The organism is Corallococcus sp. bb12-1, from assembly GCF_026626765.1.
In the GTDB taxonomy this organism is placed as follows: domain Bacteria; phylum Myxococcota; class Myxococcia; order Myxococcales; family Myxococcaceae; genus Corallococcus; species Corallococcus terminator.
Genome location: NZ_JAPNJZ010000001.1, coordinates 61,641 through 80,504 on the forward strand (window position 1 = coordinate 61,641; position 18,864 = coordinate 80,504).

Genomic DNA, 18,864 nt, shown 5'->3' on the forward strand with positions numbered 1-18,864 from the left:
CTTTCTCCATCCCATCGATATGTACCCCCCAAGCGGGCCAGCATAGGAGAACCGGCCCGCGCTCGGAAGGCCCGCCCCATGACACGTCCCGAAGGGCCCGAGGCTCCTGCTTCACGACCGAGTGGGTTCTCTGGTACGTGCCTGCCCATGCTCGACCACACTGGCATTGGCGTCGCGGATGTCGCCCGTTCCGCTGTCTTCTACGACGCGGCACTGGGGGCGCTGGGCCTCCGCCGGGTCATGCAGCTTCCCGAGGACCTTGGAACCGATGGCATCGGGTACGGTCGCGACCATCCCATCTTCTGGATCGATCGCTTCCATCCGCACAGCGTGAAGCAACACACGGCCTTCGCGGCCCGCAGCCGTGCGGAGGTCGACGCCTTCCACGCGGCCGCGCTGGCGGCGGGCGGGACCGACAATGGAGCGCCCGGGCTTCGCTCCCCCGCCACCGGCTACCCGCAGGGCTACTACGCGGCCTTCGTGCTCGATCCAGACGGCAACAACATGGAAGCGGTCTTCCGCGGCTGAGCTGGCTTGATGCCAGGGGGCGCTCCCGGGCAATGGCTCTCCCTCCCGAAGTGCGGCGCGAATCTGGGAACGCAGCATTCCCTTCCACGTGAAGCGCCATCCAGGCTACGAAAGGCCTTGCACGCCACGCCATGGACTCCCAGATGAACGAACTTCCCCTGCCGAAAGAGCCCCACCTCAAACCCTTCCCAGTCTTCTCGGGGCAACGGATCCTCACCTGGCTGGGTGCCGTCGTCGTCTTCCTCGTCGCCTACAACCACGCCAGCCGTGGCGGAGGTGGGCTTAGCGAGTCCCTGGGGCCGCGGCTTTTCATCCCCCTCGTTGTCACCGTGTTCCTGGTGCTGTTCGCCTTCTTCTTCTGGCGACTCCGCCGTTGGTCGGCGGCCTACAACCAGGGGGTCTCCTTCTTCAGCGCGGGTGACGAACAGGAAGCCACCCGCCGCTTCGAGGAGGCCGCCCGCCGCAGCACGCAGGGGGCGCAGCGGGCGGTGTCGGTCGCCATGGTGGGTCAGTGCCAGCTCGCGCTGGGAGACGCAACGCGCGCGCTGGAGCTCTTCGGCTCGGCGGAGCGCTCCCGCAAGCTGCGGGGCTCCGTGCCGGCGATGCATCGGTGGATGCCCAACCTGATTGCCGCGGCGCACTTCGCCCAGGGAGACCTGGCCTCCGCGCGCGCCTGGCTGGAGGAGGGCCGCAAGCGGGACGGCGACCTGCCTCCCATCTACGCGCTGCTTCCGGAGGTGGCGCTCCTCTGCCGCGAAGGCAACCCCACCGCCGCGATGGCGGCGCTGGATGCGCGGCCGGGCGAGGCGGATGCGCTGGTGGGACGGGACGCCCGCCGCCTCAAGCTCCTCAGGGCCTTCGCCCTGGATGCCCTGGACCCGACCACCCACGCGGCCGCTATCGATGCCGCGCTGGCCTCCCTGCAGCCCGTGCGCCCCGGCGACTTTGAGCTCCTGCTGGCCCGGTGGCCCGAACTGCAAACCTTCGTGGAGCGCCGGGGGCTCTCCCGAGCTGCCTGAGGACCATGAGCCTGCGGGCCGCACCTGCGTTGAGCGACCCGCGGGCGGGGCGGCTCAGCCGTTGATGAGCGCCAGCGCCAGGTTGCGACGGTTGCGGCCCTTCAGCTCGCTGCCCTCGCGGTAGAGGATCCGGGCCGTCCAGCAGGCCTCGTCGTCCGGGAGTGAGGCCGTGTCCTGGAGGTTGTCCGCCATCCGCTGGGCATCCTCCTTCGTGAGGTGGGTCCCCATCTCCATGAAGGCCTGCTCCACGTCTTCCTGGAGGGCCTTCCGGGCCGGGGGGAATTGCCGCAGGTCGGCCGCCATCGCATTGACCACGATGCCGCTGAAGCGCTGGAGGGACGCGTCGTCCATGAGATTGAACATCCGGCCGAGCACCTCCGGATTGATGCCGCCACGGCCGAACGCGGCGCAGTCCTTCACCCCCAACTTCTCCACCATCTGGGCGAGGATCTCCATGCGATCCACCAGGTCCTTGTCGGAGAGCCGGTTCATGCCGTCCCGCGTCTGCCGGATTTCAGGGTGGGCCTTCGTGGCCAGGGCCCAATGCCGCAGGTTTTCGGACGCGAAGGGTCCATCAGCGCCTTGAGGAGATTCCGGGCAGAGCGCCATGGACACGACCGGCTGACGTGAGGGATTTTCGCCTCACGGGAGGTTCGTCATGGATCTGGATGCATGGATACGGCAACTCGTGGCGGACTGCAGCAGCAGGGAGCCCCGGTTCAAGAAGCTCAATGCCTGGTACGCCATCGGCCTGCCGCCAGCGCGCGCCACCGCGGACGGCGCGCCCGAGGACCCACGCCAGGAACTCGATGAGATGTGGCCTTACAGTTGCCCCGACTTTGAGCATCCCCTCCCGTTTCCACCCATCTACCTGCCGCAGACGTGTGGCCAGCTCGCGAACTGGCTGTGCGGCATGCTGCTCAAGTCCTTTGAAACAGACCTGTCGGAGCAGAGGAAGAAGGCCCCATCCTCCATCATGTCGGACTTCGAGCTCGTGAAGTTCCGTCTGCAGAGCCGGTCCGAGCAACACCACTACCTGCTACGGGTGGACTCGAAGCCGCTCGGCCATTCCTACGTCCTCTACCTGCCTCCCGGGAAGATGGACGGGAACTACGTCTACCACCACTACCAGAACAACTGTAACGAGGCGATGCCGTTCCTGACCTTGAACGAATGGCTGGCATCCCCTCGCTCGCGCAAGCGTGGCAATCCCTGCGACCACATCGACAGGCTCCGAGAGATCCGCTCATTCATCGGTCTGTCTCAGCGGGAATGGATATTCCAGACATTCACCCTGCTGGACACGTCGACGGTGCGGACCTTCGCGGGCGGGAAGTACAACGACCCGCTGGGCGACAAGCAGCGGACGCTCAAGATGGGAGGCGTGGACTATACGGTCCAGGGGCAGGACTTCATGCTGTTCCGGCTCGACCCGCGCGACTTCCACAAGAACCTCGTGGATTTCTACACGCTGTCGGGCGTGAGCAGGGACGCCGCCCGATTCGACCTGACGGAGCTGGGGCATTGAGCTTCGGGTGAGCACCGCATTGCCGGACTGCGGCGTGCAGACGCGCAGCTCAAAGCGATGCGCCCTGTCCCGCGTGAGCCCTCACCCCTCCAGCTTCACGGACGCGGGCACACCCACCGCGTCCGGACGCTGGCCCAGCACACTCAGGAGGAAGGCCGCGCCCACCGCCATCATCAGCACGGGCGGGAGCACACCCTGCTCGAGCTGAGCGGCGAAGGACAGGTTCGGCTGGGCCTCGCGGAACGGGAGACACGCCAGGGCCAGGGCCCCATGCAGCGCGAAGAACAGCCCGCTCAGCAGCCCCACGGGCCTCGAGCGCCACAGCGCACGCACCGTCAGGAGGACACCGCCCAACAGCAGCCCCTCCAGCGCGGCCTGATAGAGCAACACGGGGTGCCGCGCGGGGAGGATGCGGTGCAGCTCCGCGAGGAAGGTCGCATCCGCGCGAGCCAGCGCCGCCACCTCATGCCCCGGCGCATAGGCCAGGGTGGACACGTCGAACGACGGCGTCACGATGGGCAGGAAGCCCGGCAGCCCCACCTCGGCGGGAAAGCGCACGGCCCAGGGCACTGAGGTCACCTGCCCCAGCGGCGCCCCTTCCATGAACACCGCGAGCGCTCCCAGCAAGAACCCCAGCGGCGCGAGCACCGCCAGCGAGTCCGTCACCTGGAGCCATGGGCGTCGCTGCTGGCGCGCGAAGTACACCGAGAAGGCCAGGACCCCCAGCACGGCTCCCAGCGCCGACGCGCCACCCTGTCGGAACTGGAAGAAGACGGAGCCGTCGCGGGAGAAGTCCTCCCACTGATGCAGGAATACGAACCCCAGCCGTCCACCCAGCATCACCCCCAGCAGGCCCGTGTTGAGCACGAACCCGGACACCTCCTGTCTCTGGAAGGGCCCTTCGCCTCGCGCGGCCTGACGCCGGAGCATCGCGAACACGAGCAGGAAGCCGACGAGATACGCCGCCCCCGTCCAGCGCAGGGAGAGCGTCTCCGAGAAGCGGAACAGGAAGGGACTGAAGCCGTGCAGGAAGTGGGTGTCCACGACGCCTCGCTTTGGAAGTCCCACGGGAGGGCGTGCCGCCCCACCCGTGGGCACACGTCCGCTACTTGAAGAAGTCCTCGGGAGGGATGTTCGTGATGTCCGTCCCGACGACCTTCCGGAAGTAGAGCGTGTAGGAGCCGTTGTCGCCGATATCAACCTTCTGGTAGCGGAAGCCATCCAGCTTGCCTCCGGTGCGCAACCGCTCCCAGTCCAGCGCGTTGATGCGAATGGTCGCACTGGGGCCACAGCAGTTGTATTTGACGTCCGACGTAATCACCCCTCCGCTCCAGCCCATGCTCATGCAGCCCTGCTCATACAATCCGAGCTTCACCGTGCTGGCGCCCTGATTGATGGTCTTGATGCAGTCCTCGGCGCCCTGAGCCGTTCCCTGAGACAGACACAACCAGACCAGACACAGTCCCGCCATCATCTTCTTCATGGGGTTCGCCCTCCGTGGGTTTCGAGTCAGGGCTACAGCAGCGGCTTGCTGGCGGTCTCGGAAGCCTTCGTGTCCACCTTCTTGTTCTTCGGCTCCTGCTTCGCGGCCGTGTCCTCCTGGATGGTGAGCGTCCTGGGCTCCGGCGCGGTCGCCGGCTTCGTGGTGGGAGGAGGCGTCTTGGCCGGTGGGGTCTTGTCCGCGGCGAACGCGCCAGACGCGACACAGACAAGGCACAGCGTCACCCAGCTCTTCATGGGAACGATTCCTTTCTGAACTGAAGGGATTCACGGGCCCCATCAACCACGCGAAACCACCACGACGGGCCCACGCGCACTGTTCCTGTGTGGCGTCACATTCACAATCACCCCAGCATCCCGCTTGTTGTTGATACCCGGACAACGGAACGCTGGCGGGCCTTGAGGCCGGAGTAGAGGTCCAGCGCGTACCGCCGTGTCAGCGCATCCGCGCGGAGCGAAAGCCAGACACGCCGAGCCCCGGCCAGGGCCCAGGAGAGTGTGGAGTCAGCGTCCACGGCATCCCCAGGATTCAGGAGACTGGCGTCGCGATCTGGCCCTATCTTCTCCTTGATGCCCCTGCTCCCCCGCCTGCAGCTCTTCGAATTCCTCGACCAACCGTGGCTGCCCGGACCGTTGCGTCGGGGCGAGGTCGATTATCTCCGCGTCGTGCTCGACCGCGTGCGGCCCTACGACAGCGTGGTGCCGCACCTGGCGGAGCTGCTGCGCTCGGCGGGCACGAATCGCATCGTCGACCTCTGCTCCGGCACGGGGGGCCCGTGGCGCACCCTGCTTCCAGCACTCCGCGCGGTGCACAGCGGGGCCGAGGTGGTGCTCACCGACCTTCATCCTACCCCGGTGCAGGAGCTGCCTCCCGGCGCGCACTACCGCGACACCCCGGTTGACGCCACCCGCATCCCCGAGGAGCTGACGGGAGTGCGGACCCTCTTCGAGGGGCTGCACCACTTCCCCCCGGAGCAGGCGCGCGCGCTCCTCGCGGACGCCGCCGCGCGTGGGGCCCCCTTCGCCGCCTACGAACTCACCCAACGCACGCTGCCGTACCTCCTCGTGCAGTTGCTGCTCGTCGTGCCCCTCGTGTGGATCTTCACCCTGCTCATCCGCCCGGTGCGCGGGTGGCGCCTGGTCCTCACCTACCTGGTGCCCATCATTCCGCTGCTCATCCTCTGGGATGGCGTGGTGTCGTCGCTGCGGACCTATACGCCGGAGGAGCTCGAGAAGCTGACCACGGGACTGGACACCGACGGATACCGCTGGGGCAGCGGCGTTCATCGCGCGCCGGGAATGGTCATCACCTACCTCATCGGGCTGCCGGGCCGCTCGCTGGCATCGCGACCCGACTGAGCCCTGCCGCGCCGGACGACGCGCGGCTCGCGTTCAGCCCTTCACGACGCCGTCGTAGACGCCGTAGCCCCCGGGAATGAAGAAGTCCTTCCCGGGCACCAGCCCGAAGGCTTTCATCACCGTCGCCGCGATGTCCTGCGAGCGCGGGGCGCGCAGCGTCCGCTGCCCGTCCTCCTCCACCAGCGCCACGGGCGACCCCATGGGCGAGCCGCTCATCGTCTCATCGTAGCCGCCGAGCATCTGGTTGCCCTGGATGCCGCCGCCCACCAGGAGGGCGCACGTCGCCGGGTGGTGGTCGCTGCCCTGCTTCGGGAACGTCCGCCCGAAGTCGCTGTAGACATACACGAGCGTCTCATCCAGCAGCGACCGGGCCGGGTCTGACTTGCTGGGGGTGAGGCTCATTTCGATGCACAACTGGCCCACCATCTCCAGCGCGATGCGCAGGTGGTTGGTGTGCATCTGGACGCCATTGGCGCTGTGGGTGTCGAAGGCGAAGTTGCCGAAGCTCGACGCCCGCAGGTTCACCGACGTCACCAGGTCGGACTTCAGCAGCCGCAGCGCGAAGTCATAGGAGCCCATCGACGCGCCCGTGCCGCACGAGTCCGCGTAGCCAATGCACGCCGTCCAGTCCACCGGGTAGCGCGAGTCCTGCTTGAGGTGCTCCCACGCCGGGGTGTTGCCGAGCACGGAGAGGATGTCGCGGCGGATGGTCCTGCTCTCGCCCTTGTAGGTTTCGTAGAGCTGTTCGAGCAGCGCGTCGGTGCCGCTCGTGGACACGCCCCGTTCGGCGCGCAGGGCCTTGAGGAGCGCGGCGTCCACCGCCGTGGCCGGCACCGTGCCCTCGCGGGGCGAGCCATCGAAGGCGAGGTCGGGCACGTCGGTGCGCGCGCGGAGGCCCTTCCAGGCGCTGTCGCGCCTGTCGGACAGCGTGGGCTCCACCGAGGACGCGGAGCGCAGCACCGTCGGGTTCGCCAGCGCGGGCAGCCCGAGCGCGGTCGGGAGCGTGCCTCCCAGGCTGACGTTGGGGATGGGCCGGTCGGGGAAGCGGCTGGCCATGGCGTTGGCGATGACGGCCTGCACCGCCGGGGCCCGGAAGCTCGCGCCCGCGACGCCGCACATGCTCGCGACGATGCCGCTCGCGTGCGCGGCGGTGTTCTGGTCCGCCCCCACGAGCAGCGAGGCCTTCTCGAAGAGCTTGTACGTGGGGTCCGCCCACGCATAGCCCCAGGGGCGGAAGAGCTGCTGGTTGTTCACGACGGGGTTCGCGCCCCGCGCGTCGGCCGGGTTCGCCCAGTTCCAGTAGATGGGCCCGCGAAGCTTGCGCACCGGCCCGGGCGCCTCCAGGTCCGCCGGGGAGCGGTCGAAGTTCTCCACCTGGTCCGGCAGGTAGCCAAAGGGGATGACGCCGCCCTGCGCCGGGGGGATGAACTTGTTGATGCCCGCGCGCGACAGCGGGGCGAAGAAGCTCTCCCAGTGGAGGCCTCCATCCAGCCAGATGCCCAGCAGCTTCGTGGGCCGCCCCGGCACTGGCGCGGCCGAAGCCGTGGACAGTCCGTAGCGCGCCATGAGTCCCAGTTGGGTGGCCCCGAGGGCCAACCCGAACAGCTTTCGACGAGAGAGCTTCATGGTGCCCCTTCAGTAGAAGATCCAATGCGGGTGACGGATGAAGTACGAGCACACGCCCACGTAGGCGGGCTCGGTGTCCGTCGGTGTCGAGAGCGGAACGAAGACGTCCGCGTAGAGCGCCTCCACCTGCGCGTCGGAGAAGCGCTCCCCCAGGAAGTGCAGCGACCAGCGGCGCAGCGTGGCCTTCACGTCCGTGGGGTCGGCGGTGCGCCGCGTGCCCGCGGGGAAGAGCGCCACGTTGCCCACCTTGGCCAGGCCCAGGCGGCACCACCGCTGGGAGACCTGCGTCAGCGTGAGCGCGAACGTGGGGGACGGGCCGCGGTCCGACGAGGTCTGATTCATCACGGAGCCTCCGCCCAGCCCGTAGAAGCGCTCGGAGGTGGTGCCCTGTCGGGGAGCGGGTACGGCGTCCGGCGGCTGGAGCGGGTAGAGGTCGTCATTGCGAGCCTCCGCCATGGGGATGCCGAATTCGTTCGCGGAGATGAAGAAGTCCTCATGGGCCAGGCCCAGCTGTTGGTACAGCGCCCGCTGCGCCTGGGTCGCGCTCAGGCGGGTGATGCGCGGCGCTTCAGGGTCGGGGCGCGCGTCGCGCTGCTGCGCCGTGAGCCCCTGGATCCACGCGCGCACGTCCGCCACGGGCAGCGTCGCCGTGCCTTCGGAGACGAGCTGCGCGTAGGACTTCTCCCCGATGGGCATCTGCTTGAACGCGGCGCTGCCCCGGCCTTCCAACAGCCGCACCAGCTCGCTGTCGTCGGGGCTGCCGGCCTTCACCAGCCGGGCGTCGGACACCATCAGGCTCTGGAACGCGTCCACGGAGGCGAAGTACCCGCGCGCGCCCTGGGCGTGGCAGCCCTCGCAGTGCGGCTTGAGTCCTTCCATGACGCGCACGGTTTCGGAGCTGGCCGGCGTGCCGCAGGCGGACTGTTCCTGGGCCCGGGGGGACGCGGTGCCGTCCCTGCCGCACGCGAGCGTCACGGGAAGCACGAGCAGGAGGAGTGAGAGGTGCTTCATGTCAGCGCCCCCGCCGGAACAGGCTGGACTGGGTGAGTGATTTGACGAACGGGCGCACCTTGCGGCCTCCCGCGAGGAAGCGCGCCACCTGTTCATCCAGGTAGCCCGCCTCCCGGGCCGGGTCGATGTCGCGGCCCAGCACCTGCGCATGCAGGTGCCGCACGACACAGCGGTCGAAGGCCCCCGCCGCGACGATGAGCTTGGCGAAGCCGAGCGGGCCCACCGTCCCGTCTCCCTGCTGTCCGAGCAGCGTCTGCTCCGGGGGGAGGAAGTCGAGGAAGATGGCCTCGGGGTTCAACTGCGCCTGGGCCTCGGTGACGGGCGTGAGCTTCGTGTCGGGCGCGTACCACCGGTTCCAGTGGCTGAACGGGTCGCCGCCGTAGGGATAGGCCCCCGTGCGCCACTGCGCGGGCCAGTGCCACTCCGTGCCCACACCCGGCATCGGGTACTTCGCGCCATAGCCTTCGAACGCGGAGCCTGCCTTCGCGAAGCGCTTGAAGTGGATGGCCGCGGGGTCGAGCCGGCTGTGGCAGTGCTGGCAGGGCCCCTCGGTGCCCGGGTCGCGGCGGTACTCGTTGAACTTCTGGCCCAGGGGCGGGGAGAGGACCTCGCACGCCAGCGTCTCCAGCGCCCGGGCACCGCGCACGCGCTCGCGCGGGTAACCCGTGAGGAAGCCCATGCTGGTGAGCATGCCCGCGGCGGGAACGCCCCGCGACGGGCCGGCCTGGGTGCGCGGGTCGTAGCGGTAGTCGCGCTCGGCGAGGAGGAAGGGATTGCGCGCGGGGACCGGGTACTCGCGCCAGGCCAGCGGATCCGACGGCGCGTGGTCCGGGTCCACCGCCGCGCCGGCGAAGCGCGAAGGCCGCCACCAGGAGTCATCCGCAAGGAGGCCTGTCGCGCCGCCCGCGAGCCCCTGCATCACATACGCGGCCTGGAGGTTGGTGGGCGCGACGGAGTAGGCGCCGAGGATGAGGTCCGTCATCGGCCGGTCGTGCCACGCGAGGTGGGCGAAGAGGCGGGCGGGCTCCTCGGAGACGAGCCGCCGCTGGCCGTGCTCGTTGTAGTGCAGGAAGTTCTCGAAGCCGGCGTACTGCTGGAAGTCGGCGTGGCAGCGCACGGCGTTCGGGCCACACCCGCAGGTGCCTTCCGGGCCGGCGGCGGCGCAGGTGACGGGCACGGGGCTGCCGTTGACGTTGATGGAGCCCTCGGTGGAGGTATTGGCCGCGGCGCCCACCAGCGTGACCGTCGTCCCGGGGGCCCACCACGGCTCCAGGGCGGTCTCCTCGACGGGCGAGCCATCCGTCTTCACGCCGTCACAGGCGGTGTTGTCCCCGCGGAAGTATTTCCAGGCGCCGGCCTTCGCCGTGCCCGCCGGGCACCGCTGGATGGCGCGCTGCTGCTGCACCCCGTACTCCGGAGCGTCGGCGGTGAGCGGGGTGAGCGGGATGTTGAACCAGTCGCGCGCGTGCTCGAACATCGTCCGGTAGAAGGTGGGCTGCCCGAGTGTCTGGTCGACGAAGGCATCCACGAAGGCCTGCTGCGCGGTGTCATCGCCCGCGGCTTCGAGCGCGGCGAACTCCTCGTCGGTGGGGGGCGTGCCTCGCAGCGCGAGCGACGTTCGCCGCAGCAGCCGGCTGGGGGCGAGCACGTCGCTCTTCTCCCCCGCGTCGGTGCCCCCCGAAGGCGTGGGCTCCACACAGCCCGCGTCCGTCGAGCCCGAGGGATCGTCAGGCGTTCCGCCCACCACGCCGGTACAGCCCGTCCACACGATGAGTGTGAGGGCACAGCAGACGGAGCGTGACAGGCGTGCGGGTCCTCGACGAGGCGAGGGAGGCTCCGGGGGCGCGTCAGGCGCGGCCGAGATGCGCGGGTTCATTCGCGGCCCCAAGGCAATGCATGTGCCAGGGCCTTGGGTGACGGCGGTGCACGGACTTCCACTCGGGGGTGAACGCGCGGGGGCTTGGGCCGTCAGCGATTGCGATGGCTCCACCCCCCAAACTGTGGGGCGTGGCCCCCCCTTCCCTTCGGCTTCAGCCCGCTCCTGGTGATGTCCCCAGGGTGCCGGGCAGTGGCCGCGAGCGGTAGGATTGCCTCGCTGTACCGACTCATTTTCAGGAGCGCGTAAATGTCCAAGAAGACCCTTCGCATCGTTGCCCTTCTCTCCGCGATCGTTGGCGTTGGCGTGGCGGGGCTCACCCTGGTTCCGGGCACGGCTCAGGCCGCGGAGCTGCCGTCGGGCTGCTATCGGCATCCCATCACCGGCGCGCTGATCTGCCCCTACCCGCCGCCGGTCTAAGGCGCCTTCGCTTCAATGCTGGGAGCTCCGCGCTGGACGGTGGGCGCGGAGCTCCAGGGTGCGCCCCGTGCCAGGAGGCTCAGGGCACGTAGGCGATGCAATCAATCTCCACGCGCAGGCCGACGTCGGGAAGCGCGGACACCTGCACGGTGGTGCGCGCGGGCCGATGGCCGGCGAAGACACGCTCGTAGACGACGTTCATCCGGGCGAACTCCTGCATGTCCACCAGGAAGACGCCGCAGCGCAGGACGTGCTGGAGGCTGGAGCCGCCCGCCACGAGGATGCGCTCCAGGTTGCGCAACACCTGCTCCGTCTGCGCTTCGATTCCCTCGGCCTGCACGCCGGTGGAAGGGTCCCGGGCGGCCTGTCCGGAGATGAAGAGCAGCCGGTCCAGTTGCATGCCGGGAGAGTACGGGCCCGCGGGCTTGGGAAGTCCAGGCGCGACGATGGGCTGGTGCTTCGCTGACGTCATGGGTTTCTCCATTGGGTTGCTCGGGTCTACACGGGACCCTACCGGATACGGTCCGGCGGCGGTGTCCGGGCAGGCCAGCGCCCCCCTCTTCGCGTCAGGCTATGTTCGTGACAATGCGATGGGCTCTTCTCTCGGTGCTTCTGGTGTTCCTCGTCCCCGCGACGGCGGCTGCGTGCAGTTGCGAACCCACGCGGAACATCCTGGAGTTGAACCTCGCCGATGCGCAGACCCTCATCTTCATCGGAGCCGTTGACGCGTTGGACGGGGCCGACAAGAGTAAGTACTTCTTCACCCAGGATCGACTGCTAGGGGTTCGCCCCTTCCTCTTCCTGCGGGGCTCGTGGCCTGAGCGTCCCGTGGAACTCTGGGCCGGCTCTGTCGATGGCTCGGGCGACTGTGGCGCCCATCTCCAGACGGGCTGGACCTATCTCCTCGTGACGAGGAGGACCGACGACGGGAGATTGGGTGCTGGACAGTGCTCGATGACCGCTCCGCTCGTCGGCTACGGAATGCTCGTCGGCCTCCTGGCGGCGCTCATGCTCGCCACGGGTGCGATCGCCTGGGGGCCGTGGCGGTGGCTGCGCAGGGTCCTTTCTCCCCAGGAACACACCGCGGGTGGCCGGCACGCCACGGCCTGGACGCGGTCACCTGTTGCCTGGCTTTTCGCATCGGGCGGACTCCTTGCGATGGCCGTGCTGTTTTGGAACCTCGCGCCTCGACTCCCGTTGAGCAGTGAGGCCACCGTCTGCAACCGTGTGGCCTCGGAGCCGCTCGAGCAGGTGGAAGCACGGCTGCTGCCCGAATCGCCGGAGAGGCCTCCAGCCCAGCTCGGGCGGCTGCTGCCAGGTGAATGCCGGACGGTGCCATTGCCCTGGAAGGGCGTCACCTCACTGAGCCTGAGCTACCAACTGCAGGGCATCTCGTTCACGGAACAGGACGAGGCGTTGGCCTCCATCGAGCGTGGCCGCCATACGATCACGGAGGTGAGGGCGCCGGGCCAAAGCGTGAGCTGGAGGGACGTCTACGAGCCGGACCTTCGGATGTTTGCCCTGGCATTGGGGATCCTCGCCTGCATCTCCGGAACGCTCGCGACGCTCTGCTGTGCCGCATGGGTGGCGTTCCGGACATGGAGGAGGGCTCGCGCGTATGCCAACCCAACCGCCTCCTGACCTGCATCCCTCGACCTGGGCCGCCCTTGAAGCCTCCGGTGTGCTTCAAAGCGTTGAACACGGGCTCATCCAGGGCTTCTACAGCCAGCAACGCGCCAGGCGCAGTCAGGTCCCCTTCATGAGTCACATCCATGAAGGCCTGGCCGTCATGCTGCGCACCCAGGCATCGCCGCAGGCCATGCGGGCGTTCTGCCTGCATCCCCTCGTCCAGGGCGACGAGGACTTGAGGGACCACTACGCACGGGTCGCCCAGGCCGTGGAACCTGTCCCCGAGGGGGCCTTCGTGCTGGGGCTCGCGATGGAGTACCGTTCGGTGGCCAATGCCTATCTCTCCCGTGCCACGCTGCCGCCAGAGGGCATCCGGCTGTCGCCCCTGGTGGAGGTCAACGCCATGCTGGTGGGCGACAAGGTCCAGAATCGCAAGGACTTCGAGCTGCACCACGCGCGGACCCACATCCATCGCGTCAGGCTGACGGAATACTTCCAGCAGTGGTGTCAGGCGTTACAGGTCGAGCACCACTACCCGCGGCTGAAGGCGATGCTGCAAGGGGCGGCCTGGAGCTGAGCGGCGGAGGGGGTTGTCAGGTCCAGGCAATCGCTGTCAGGCTTGAACCATGGTGAAGCTCCTCATTCCGCTGTTCTCGCTGGCGTTCCTGGCGTGTGCGAAACCGCCGACGTTGGCCGACTTCTTCCAGAAGCCAGACCGGGTGGAGGTGTATCGGGCCCAGATGGACCACGCCCCAGACAACCCTCCCAAGGAGGACACGCGTCCCCGGGTGGGCATGGCCGTCTTCACCCAGAAAGGGCAAGACCTGACGCCGGAGGAGCGCAAGGAGCTGGCCGCCAGTTGGACCTCTCCGGAGAACACGCCCAAGAAGGGGCGGATGATGTGCGCCTTCAACCCGGACATGGCCCTGCGCTTCTGGCGCGGCGACACCTGGGTGGACGTGGTGGTGTGCTTCGGCTGCGGTGAGCAGAACTTCTACGACGCGAAGAAGGAGTCCCTGGCCGCCGGGCGGCTCACGGACTTCGCGCTACTGCACCGCATCGCGGACAAGAACAAGTTCCCGAGGAAGAAGGACAACTGGTAGCCCTGAAGCGATGTCCTCGACACTGACGCCACACCGTGGGGGCGTGGCAGTGGAACGCTGAGGACTTCACCATGCCGGCCCCTGGGGGATCACGGGCTTCACGCTCGACCTGCTGCTGAACCGGGTGTCGGTGCCCATGCCCTTCACCGCTGCTCGGTTGGTGCCAGCGGAGGGCGTCCACCCTTCCCACCTCGTCAAGGACGTGAACGGCCGCAAGGTCCGGCTGGTCGCCAGCGGCGTCTTCCGCTTCGAACTGCGCCCCGACGGTGGGTTCGACACCGGGTTCGTGGACTGCCCCGACCCCTTCGCCCCGGACGCGCCTGCCGGCGCCGCCTTCCAGTGCTGGTTCGAGCCACCCCACTTCGTCATGGGGAACGTCGGCTCCATGGTCCGCAAGGTCGTCATCAACAGTTCTACCGCCGTCACTCCCGACGCCGTGCTGGCCCGCGGACAGAGTGCCTCCTGGCATGGCATCACCATCGAGGAGGCCACGTTCTACTTCCCGGGCAACACGCCCGTGCTCGGCCGCGCGTCCCTGGGCATCAAGGACCTGCTGCTCGGCAACCCCTTTGCGCCGCCTGACGGAACTGCGCCAACTCCTTCGCCACAGGCCACCTCCTGGCGTATGGCCAATGGAGGTCTCACGAGAGGCTGAACCCCGTCACGACGGGGCACGGCGAACACTTACAGTTCATCTCCAACCGGCCGATGAATCAGGCTCCCCCCGCCACCAGCGACGCAGGTGCTTTATAGGGCCCACACTACGCGCGGCGCCAAAAGAACGCCGCACTCCAATGGCCCTCACGGGCCGTCAGGACAGAATCGATGATCTTTCGCATGACACGAGCGTAACCGGTTTTCGCTTGCACCTCACAACGCAGCTCAAACTCGACGACAACCTTGTTCTTAAAGATGACTGCGTGAGTGAAAGCCCATCCGGACACATAGCCAGACGAAGAGAAGAATCCCGACCTATGGGCTCGATTCACCACCTGCTTGCCGCTTGACGGCGAAGGGTTGCGCGCCTCCTCTCGAATTCGATTCCACTCGAGCCCATCGTAGACCCGAACCCGAAGGTGGGCGCTCTTGTCACTGGCGAGGAGCAAGCTTTCGATAGCAACGCCCCCAATTGGTGTGGACGGTGTTGAGGGGTAGGCCGTGGCGGCCATTGTCGAGACTGGGCTGGGAACTCCCGCGAATGACTGAGAGAGGAGTGTAGGCTCTGGAGGCGGCTCTCCTCGTCGGTGAAGCAATGCCTGCTTGAAGGTCGAGGGATACTTAAACCTGAAGTACAACCCTTCATGGCTTGCGATCAGGGGCTTGTAGCTTGGGGCATCGACGGCTGCGGGCGCGATTCTGCGAGGTCGGCTCTCCCAATCTCCATCCGAGCGAATTTCGTATTCGACATTCGTGACACTGCCATACACCCCTAACGCATAGCCGTAGAACGCCGTCCCCTGAAGTTCGACCCAATAGATGAACCGTCCCCCGGCGACCCATCGTGAATCTGGCAGAGAAAGCTGGATGCCGTCGGTCCTTGGGGCGGGGTCAAAGCCGACTTTCTGGAAGTCGGCTTCGTAGCGGTCCTTCTCTCCAAAGTACGCCTTCTGGGCCGTATAGAGCGCCTTCAGGTTCGTCTTCGCCTCCGACTCATGCGAGTGAGCTGTCCACTGCAGAAAGAGTTTGGGAGGAAACCGGGAGGTGGGCCTCCAGGGCGCAGAACTCCGCCTCCGCCAGTTCGCCACGATTCCCGCTCGCTTTGCTAGCGGTGCGACGCGTCGGAGCTTTCGAAAATCAATCCCGTAGAGTTCATTCCCATCATCCAGCCCGATGGAGAGAATCCGCATCGGCGCATCCTGAGAGCGCCACTCTGTCGCCCGAGAGGAGCCCATTGTACTGCCTGGACTCTGCGGAGAGCGAAGATTCAACTCCAGGCTGCGGATGAGCATGGGGTCTCGCTCCGCATCATCGAGCAACCTGGGCCACCAAAGCTCCAGAGCCACGAGCTTCGACAGCTTGACAAGATTGAGACGGGTCGACTCTGGCTGGCCCGGCATCACATCGAAACTGCCAAGCTCGCCATGAAGAAATGCATTTAGCCGCAATGCATTAATGAACTGTTTCAGCCGTCGCGGATTGAAGTCAAGGGCAGGTGCGACCAAGGCAACGACCTGCCGCATTGTGGGGGAGTCAGCATCCGCTGACTCGATCATCATGACGGTGCGCGGCTGCGGCTTTCCAAACTCGAAGAGAGACCAGTCGAAGTCGAAAAACGTGTCCCGCTTACCATCCTTCTTCTTCTCCTCCAGCAGGATGGGATCCAGCATGAGGGACTCACAGAACGACTGAAGGCTGGCTCCCTCCATACGGGGGATCCGAAAGGGGATCTGGATGAACCGGTCCAAAAATGCATGACCGAACTCCAGGGCCCGATAGGGCGATGCCGCGTCCGCGCGGTCCCCACCAAGAGCTCGCGCAGTGAGTAACGGCAGTATATCGGACTGCCTCTGCGCAATGCCCGCAGCCACGATGTCGCGGTCCATTCCCAGCACGAAGATGAGCTTTGTGTTGTCGGGAATCATCAGATGCAGCGCCTGGATCAGCTCGGCTGCCCTCGGAACCTCACAGCGATCCAGGTCGTCGATGAAGACGAAGGCTTTGTCGATCTCCGGTCCTACGTAGACATCGAGGACAGTCCGAAAATCCTCATGGAACTGCTCCAAAAATGGGCGGCGTCCCTGATAGTCAGGCGCCGTGACGAGCTTGCTGAGATCTAGCTGGAGCGGATTCCCAACGAACTCGACGAGCTTTTTTAACAGGGGCGAAGTCGAAAGAGCTCCTATCAGGGCCAGGACTGTTGTTTTCAACGCCAGCGATGCGTCCGTAAACCAGCGAAGCCACTCGGGAGGTTGATCCATATTGAGCAGCCAGCGCACCAGAAGAACCGCGACAATGGCCAGCAGGGGAACTCCAGCAAGCAGGCGGATCAGAGCCGGGAATCCTTCGCGCAGATTGAAGGTGCGCTTGACGACCAGCAGCCTCTTCCAGAACTGTGCAATGCGCCCCCGGGGCGCTATCTGCCGGGCAAACTCGATAGCGAATGACGCCCAGAGCGCCTCGTCCTTGTCGTGCCTCCAGGCATTGAACTTGACGGTCCTTCTCGCATGCTTGCGGCTGAGTGATTGCTCGAGCTGGGTCATGAAAGAGGACTTCCCTGCGCCCCACTCGCCTTCAATCGAGAGGGTCAGCGGCGCTTGAGTCCGTTCGTCGAGGAGGAACGCGGCAACGGCATCGACATAGGGCTGGAAGCCAATCTCGTCCTCGGAGGCAGGCGTGTCGCTGATGCTGGCGCGCTTGATTCCCTCCTGAATGAGGATCTGCGCCTTGTCCTCAATGGGCTCTGGAGGGTCGACATGCGCCGGAGGCAACCCGCTCGAGGTCGGGTCTTGTACTGAAGGCGACTGAGATGCGCCCGGGGTCTTCTTGCGCCGCTTCATGGTTCTTAAGCCCTTTCCGGAGATTCGCCGACCGCGTAGGGAGGATTCCCACCATGAGGTTGACGCAGAATTACCTTATTCACGGCCCGGAAGAATCCGTCGTATCTGCCAAGTTGCAGCAGCATGAACGTACTGGCGCAAAAAGCCTATTTCGGTAGGAGCGAGTGGAACCACGTGATGATGCCCAATGCAAAGTGCAGTATTGCCACGTAGATGTCCTCATACTTCGCCCAGCACACCAGCAAGCGCCGAAAGCGGTTGAGCCAGTAGTGAACTCGCTCGACGATTCATCGGGGGAGAGGGGCGTCGACGCCGTGAAGCATTCGAAGGTTGCTGGTTGCGTCGTCTCGGGACCCGGAGCGTGAAGCCATACTCCTGGGCCAGCTCGCGCACGGGCCTGAAGGCGTATCCCAAGTCGACGCAGAGCGTCTGACGGCTCAGCGAGGATGAAACTGCTCGATGGTGATCTCCTCGGCCAGCGCATGAAGGGGCGCCCCGAAGGTGGTGACCGTGGTGAACCAGTGCGAGGTGACGCCATTGAAGGTGAAGGTCAACGGCACCAGCACGGCCCCAGAGCCTCCGGGCATTGGCGGGAGGTGACGCGCGTCGGGGAAGGTGAGCACGCGCGCCAGCACGCGCGCGACCTCGGAATGGGGGCCGCGCAGCCGGGCGTTCTCCCGCAGCCGGTAGAGCAGGAAGCCCGCCACCTCCTGCCAGTTCCCGATGGCCGAACGGACCCGCCCGGGAGAGAAGACCAGGTCCATCAGGTTGATTCGCCCGAGCGCTTCTCGCCCCTCCCCCATCAGCGTGAGCGCGCCGACGTTCGCGTCGAGCACCGTGGATGCCGCATTGAGCACCAGGGCGGGGTGAGGGTCGTGCGCTTCGAGAATCATCGCCGCCGCCTGACGCAGTTCCTTCATCTCTTCGCTGTCCCAGGCGCCTTCGCCGAACTGCGGTGCGTAGCCGGCCGCCACGAGCAGGACGTTGCGCTCTCGCAACCCGAGCAGCAGCGCGTCGGCCAGCCGCAGCACCATGTCCTGGCTGGGCGCCGTCCGGCCCGACTCAATGAAGGCCAGGTGGCGGGGCGAGACCTCGGCGTCGAGCGCCAGGGTGAGCTGGCTCTTGCCACGCAACGCGCGCCATTCCTTCAACAACGCACCCAGTTCACTGACGACACCCGCGACGCCCCTCCGTCGCACCGTGGCGCGCCTGGCGCCCTTGTCCTCGACATCACGCACAGCAGTCCTCCCCACGCGGTGCCCGATGATGAACGACGCGGCACTTCCCTCCCAGGTCATTGCGGGGTGCCCCGGGTCCCTGGAGTCTTCGGGGCTCATCCTGACACCGGAAGTGCCCCTCATGAATGACCGCTTCGTCTACCGCTTCGATGCCTTCGCCGCCATCTTCATGGGCACCGTGTTGCTGGTCTGGGCCACGCCTCTCACCACGCTCGCCGGCTGGCCGCTGCCCCCGTCCTTCCTGTTCTGCGTGGGGCTGTTCCTGGTGCCCTGGGCCGGATTCAATGCGTGGACATCCACCCAGCCGGCAGTCCCATTGCGCGCGGCGTGGGTACACCTCGCGGTGGACGCCTCGTGGGTACTCGGCAGCGGAGCGCTCCTCGTGGCGTACACACCTGGGATGTCGGGCGTCGGCGTCGCGATCGTCGCGGGACAGACCGTCTCCGTTCTCGGCGTCTTCGCGCTCAAGCTCGCGGGTGTCGCTCGCCTCCGTGTCGTGCGCGGGTGATCCAGGCGCGGTGAAGTAGATT

Annotated in this window: 20 protein-coding genes and 1 pseudogene; 10 read left to right on the plus strand and 11 right to left on the minus strand. The window is 66.8% G+C overall.

Going from position 1 to position 18,864, the window contains the following annotated elements; translation table 11 throughout:
- Positions 1-147 precede the first annotated feature (147 nt).
- The gene (locus tag OV208_RS00225; RefSeq protein WP_267571762.1) at positions 148-528 is read left to right on the plus strand and encodes a VOC family protein; all 381 of its coding nucleotides are present in this window, start codon (positions 148-150) and stop codon (positions 526-528) included.
- 143 nt (positions 529-671) lie between these two features.
- The gene (locus tag OV208_RS00230) at positions 672-1,547 is read left to right on the plus strand and encodes a hypothetical protein (protein ID WP_267571763.1); all 876 of its coding nucleotides are present in this window, start codon (positions 672-674) and stop codon (positions 1,545-1,547) included.
- Positions 1,548-1,601: 54 nt separating this feature from the next.
- Here the strand turns inward: OV208_RS00230 and OV208_RS00235 are convergent, their stop codons facing one another.
- Entirely contained in the window at positions 1,602-2,039 is a 438-nt protein-coding gene (locus OV208_RS00235; RefSeq protein WP_267571764.1) for a hypothetical protein, read from the minus strand.
- A gap of 166 nt (positions 2,040-2,205) precedes the next feature.
- Between OV208_RS00235 and OV208_RS00240 the strand changes: the two genes are divergently transcribed.
- The gene (locus OV208_RS00240) at positions 2,206-3,075 is read left to right on the plus strand and encodes a hypothetical protein (protein ID WP_267571765.1); all 870 of its coding nucleotides are present in this window, start codon (positions 2,206-2,208) and stop codon (positions 3,073-3,075) included.
- Positions 3,076-3,156: 81 nt separating this feature from the next.
- Here OV208_RS00240 and OV208_RS00245 read toward each other — a convergent pair whose 3' ends face one another.
- The 3 genes from OV208_RS00245 to OV208_RS00255 form a co-directional block, all read right to left on the minus strand.
- Complete coding sequence (locus tag OV208_RS00245) at positions 3,157-4,119, minus strand: prolipoprotein diacylglyceryl transferase family protein (protein ID WP_267571766.1); 963 nt, start codon at positions 4,117-4,119, stop codon at positions 3,157-3,159.
- A 61-nt stretch (positions 4,120-4,180) separates the two neighbouring features.
- Entirely contained in the window at positions 4,181-4,558 is a 378-nt protein-coding gene (locus OV208_RS00250; RefSeq protein WP_267571767.1) for a hypothetical protein, read from the minus strand.
- A gap of 32 nt (positions 4,559-4,590) precedes the next feature.
- On the minus strand, positions 4,591-4,812 hold the full coding sequence (locus OV208_RS00255) for a hypothetical protein (RefSeq protein ID WP_267571768.1): 222 nt from the start codon (positions 4,810-4,812) through the stop codon (positions 4,591-4,593).
- Between the two features lie 333 nt (positions 4,813-5,145).
- Here OV208_RS00255 and OV208_RS00260 point away from each other — a divergent pair, with 333 nt between their 5' ends.
- On the plus strand, positions 5,146-5,934 hold the full coding sequence (locus OV208_RS00260) for a hypothetical protein (RefSeq protein ID WP_267571769.1): 789 nt from the start codon (positions 5,146-5,148) through the stop codon (positions 5,932-5,934).
- Positions 5,935-5,967: 33 nt separating this feature from the next.
- On the opposite strand, the gene OV208_RS00265 is transcribed toward OV208_RS00260, so the two are convergent.
- Genes OV208_RS00265 through OV208_RS00275 form a run of 3 tightly spaced genes read right to left on the minus strand, consistent with a single transcriptional unit; the run spans position 5,968 to position 10,447 of the window.
- Entirely contained in the window at positions 5,968-7,560 is a 1,593-nt protein-coding gene (locus OV208_RS00265; RefSeq protein WP_267571770.1) for a DUF1501 domain-containing protein, read from the minus strand.
- Between the two features lie 9 nt (positions 7,561-7,569).
- On the minus strand, positions 7,570-8,571 hold the full coding sequence (locus OV208_RS00270; protein WP_267571771.1) for a hypothetical protein: 1,002 nt from the start codon (positions 8,569-8,571) through the stop codon (positions 7,570-7,572).
- Position 8,572: 1 nt separating this feature from the next.
- Complete coding sequence (locus OV208_RS00275; RefSeq protein ID WP_267571772.1) at positions 8,573-10,447, minus strand: hypothetical protein; 1,875 nt, start codon at positions 10,445-10,447, stop codon at positions 8,573-8,575.
- Positions 10,448-10,696: 249 nt separating this feature from the next.
- Here OV208_RS00275 and OV208_RS00280 point away from each other — a divergent pair, with 249 nt between their 5' ends.
- Complete coding sequence (locus OV208_RS00280; RefSeq protein ID WP_267571773.1) at positions 10,697-10,867, plus strand: hypothetical protein; 171 nt, start codon at positions 10,697-10,699, stop codon at positions 10,865-10,867.
- Positions 10,868-10,946: 79 nt separating this feature from the next.
- On the opposite strand, the gene OV208_RS00285 is transcribed toward OV208_RS00280, so the two are convergent.
- Positions 10,947-11,339: a RidA family protein gene (locus OV208_RS00285; protein WP_267571774.1), complete on the minus strand. Its 393-nt coding sequence runs from the start codon at positions 11,337-11,339 to the stop codon at positions 10,947-10,949.
- Positions 11,340-11,473: 134 nt separating this feature from the next.
- On the opposite strand from OV208_RS00285, the gene OV208_RS00290 reads away from it, so the two are divergent.
- The 4 genes from OV208_RS00290 to OV208_RS00305 all read left to right on the plus strand — a co-directional run bounded on the left by OV208_RS00290 (position 11,474) and on the right by OV208_RS00305 (position 14,254).
- Positions 11,474-12,508 carry a hypothetical protein gene (locus tag OV208_RS00290; protein ID WP_267571775.1) on the plus strand — a complete coding sequence of 345 codons (1,035 nt, stop codon included), beginning with the start codon at positions 11,474-11,476 and terminating at the stop codon, positions 12,506-12,508.
- A 118-nt stretch (positions 12,509-12,626) separates the two neighbouring features.
- Positions 12,627-13,073 carry a hypothetical protein gene (locus OV208_RS00295; RefSeq protein WP_267571776.1) on the plus strand — a complete coding sequence of 149 codons (447 nt, stop codon included), beginning with the start codon at positions 12,627-12,629 and terminating at the stop codon, positions 13,071-13,073.
- A gap of 49 nt (positions 13,074-13,122) precedes the next feature.
- Positions 13,123-13,599 (plus strand): hypothetical protein, encoded by a 477-nt coding sequence (locus OV208_RS00300; protein ID WP_267571777.1) that lies wholly within the window; start codon positions 13,123-13,125, stop codon positions 13,597-13,599.
- A gap of 136 nt (positions 13,600-13,735) precedes the next feature.
- Positions 13,736-14,254 (plus strand): hypothetical protein, encoded by a 519-nt coding sequence (locus tag OV208_RS00305; protein WP_267571778.1) that lies wholly within the window; start codon positions 13,736-13,738, stop codon positions 14,252-14,254.
- Positions 14,255-14,360: 106 nt separating this feature from the next.
- Here the strand turns inward: OV208_RS00305 and OV208_RS41310 are convergent, their stop codons facing one another.
- The 3 genes and pseudogenes from OV208_RS41310 to OV208_RS00325 all read right to left on the minus strand — a co-directional run bounded on the left by OV208_RS41310 (position 14,361) and on the right by OV208_RS00325 (position 18,334).
- On the minus strand, positions 14,361-17,096 hold the full coding sequence (locus OV208_RS41310) for a KAP family P-loop NTPase fold protein (protein ID WP_420714937.1): 2,736 nt from the start codon (positions 17,094-17,096) through the stop codon (positions 14,361-14,363).
- Between the two features lie 146 nt (positions 17,097-17,242).
- Positions 17,243-17,383 (minus strand): annotated as a pseudogene (locus OV208_RS00320) (IS5/IS1182 family transposase); the annotation flags it as partial.
- Positions 17,384-17,533: 150 nt separating this feature from the next.
- On the minus strand, positions 17,534-18,334 hold the full coding sequence (locus OV208_RS00325) for a helix-turn-helix domain-containing protein (RefSeq protein ID WP_267571779.1): 801 nt from the start codon (positions 18,332-18,334) through the stop codon (positions 17,534-17,536).
- 121 nt (positions 18,335-18,455) lie between these two features.
- Between OV208_RS00325 and OV208_RS00330 the strand changes: the two genes are divergently transcribed.
- On the plus strand, positions 18,456-18,842 hold the full coding sequence (locus OV208_RS00330) for a hypothetical protein (RefSeq protein WP_267571780.1): 387 nt from the start codon (positions 18,456-18,458) through the stop codon (positions 18,840-18,842).
- Positions 18,843-18,864: the final 22 nt, after the last annotated feature.